General features: G+C 37.7%; 2 protein-coding genes. Both read left to right on the top strand.

The genetic code is table 11. The annotated features are described in order from the left end of the window. The first annotated feature begins 559 nt into the window (after window positions 1–559). Entirely contained in the window at window positions 560–1,231 is a 672-nt protein-coding gene (mecA, locus tag WB217_RS06985) for an adaptor protein MecA (RefSeq protein WP_423991935.1), read from the top strand. 446 nt (window positions 1,232–1,677) lie between these two features. Next, window positions 1,678–2,440: PLDc N-terminal domain-containing protein (locus WB217_RS06980; RefSeq protein ID WP_423991933.1), on the top strand; the 763-nt coding region annotated here is incomplete at its 3' end.

The following is a 2,440-nucleotide window of genomic DNA, read 5'->3' as shown; positions in this document are numbered from 1 at the left end:
TGGGCATATTCGAGGAAGCTGTTCAGTGTCCTGCGGGCTCAGCGCCAGCCCCTAGAAGAATTTTCATAATTCTTCCGCGGAAAGCGAAGCGCCTGGAACGAAAATCAACAGCCTTGTTTAACAGAGCCTAATAAATAATTAAATAACCAAGTTGAGCTTTTTTTTGATTTTTTGTGAGTTGAAATCAACAGTGATTTTTAGTGCATAATCATAATACAATTTAAGTTAAATAGGTGCTTCAGAATAGGTTTTGTTCAGGATGGATCAATCAATGTGGAGCAAGCTGTTAAATTGAGTTCGTGGCATATTTCTGATAAAATGTAAAGAATACTTTAATTTTATGAGATTATAGCCTTTTATAAAAATGGGTGTATATTTTGTTTCCAAATTGGCTTAATATAACATAAAATAAGAGTACAAGATCGTTATTTCTAATTACCTTCCCTTTATAAAAACAAGGTGATTTTTACTTATTTATTAAGGGTAAAAGATAAAGACCAACAGCTTTTTGGGGGTATTTAGTCCCTTCAAATCTTTGCCTGGAAGGGAGAGAAAGCGAATGGAAATCGAACGTATTAATGAAAATACGGTTAAGTTTTATATTTCATATATGGATATAGAGGAGCGTGGATTTGACCGGGAAGAAATCTGGTATAACCGCGATCGCAGTGAAGAACTCTTCTGGGAAATGATGGATGAAGTCCATGCGGAGGAAGAATTTGCTGTTGAAGGCCCTTTATGGATCCAAGTGCAAGCTCTTGAAAAAGGACTTGAAGTGCTAGTCACAAAAGCCCAGCTATCTAAGGAAGGCCACAAATTCGAACTTCCGCTTCCAAATGATAAGCTTAAGGACCTGCCTGTCGATGAACGAATCGAAGAATTATTGGATCATCAATTTAATTCAAAAGATATTGATGATGATGAACCTGAATTTGAGGACGATCTTGAATTCATGCTTCATTTCAAAGATTTCGAAGACGTCATTACCCTGTCAAAGAGGCCGGGAATCGATAAAATAAAAACGAGCTTGTATAGTCTTTCTGACAAGTATTATTTATACATTGAGTTTCCTGAACAGGATTTTTCTGACGAAGAGGAAATTGACAATATGTTGAGTGTACTTCTCGAGTACGGTCTTGAGTCGAATGTTACCATCCATCGCCTCGAGGAATACGGTAACAAAATTATTGGAGAAGATGTATTTAGTGTGATAAGGAAGCATTTCAGCTAAACAGTAAGCCGATTTCAGAAATGAAATCGGTTTTTTTTGATAAAATGGTTCTATAATAAATCCTAGTATTATTAATTTTCAAGAGACATCGCCCAGACAGATTTCTACATTGATTAGACGCCTAAAAAGATCATGCGACATGAATTCACCGTAGCTGGGCTCGATAAACGGTACTCATTCAGAGATCAGTCTATCCTGAGGTAGGTGTCGTTTTATAGACGTGTGCAGCCAAGGTACGCTTTAAGAGCTAGCAAGTTATCACACAGATGGCAGGCGGCAGTGGCCTAGGACTAGCAGACTACAGCCATCATTCATTAGCACAAGCCGTCACAATTACTTTGAATCCATTCGATTAATAGATCCGTATATATATATCTAGAGTCTTCGCATATTGCCGGTATTCGGATTAAACTGCGGGGAAATCAAAGAGAATACAGGTGAAAACCATGAAGAATACAGTTCGTATTATATTATTTATCACATTGCTTGCGGGAGTTTATTATATATTTTACGAAAAAATGGACGCGGCTTACCTCGGTTATATCAGTATTTTTATGACGTTCACAGTAATATTTATAAGCTTTGTCATTTTCCTTGAAAATCGCCATCCATCCCAAACGTTAACCTGGCTGATTGTGCTTGGCGGATTCCCGCTCGTAGGATTTATTTTTTATTTATTGTTCGGCCGTAATTATCGGAAAGAAAAAATGTTCCGGAAGAAGTACTTTCTCGATAAGCAAACATTTTTAAAAATTGAAGGAGAAGCGGAAAGGGCAAATGAAAAGAGGATGCAGGAGATGGAAGAGGATCATCGAAGGTTATTTACGCTAGCACAGAAGCTTGGGAACAGCCCAATTTCGTTTTCGAGCTCTACAAAAGTGCTTACAAACGGTGATGAAACCTTCAGTTCTATCCTTGAACATTTGAGAAAGGCTACCCACCATATTCATATGGAATATTACATTGTCCGACATGACCAAATCGGTGAAGAAATAAAGGAAGTTTTGATTGAAAAAGCCAAGCAAGGCGTCAATGTACGTTTTCTTTATGACTCTGTCGGTTCATGGCAGCTGTCAAAGAAATACGTGAAAAATTTGATTGATGCCGGAGTAGAAATGGTCGAATTTGGGCCTGTTCGGCTTCCATTTTTAAATAGTAAATTCAATTTCAGGAACCACCGCAAAATCATTGTAATCGATGGGTCTGTTG

The organism is Mesobacillus sp., assembly GCF_049588175.1.
Lineage (GTDB): Bacteria > Bacillota > Bacilli > Bacillales > Cytobacillaceae > Mesobacillus.
The sequence above is the reverse complement of the archived record's forward strand: the minus strand, read 5'-3'. Positions and strand labels throughout refer to the sequence as shown.

Coding starts and splice junctions, on each gene's coding strand:
- mecA (WP_423991935.1), top strand. CDS start 560: ATGGAAATCGAACGTATTAATGAAAATACGGTTAAGTTTTATATTTCA.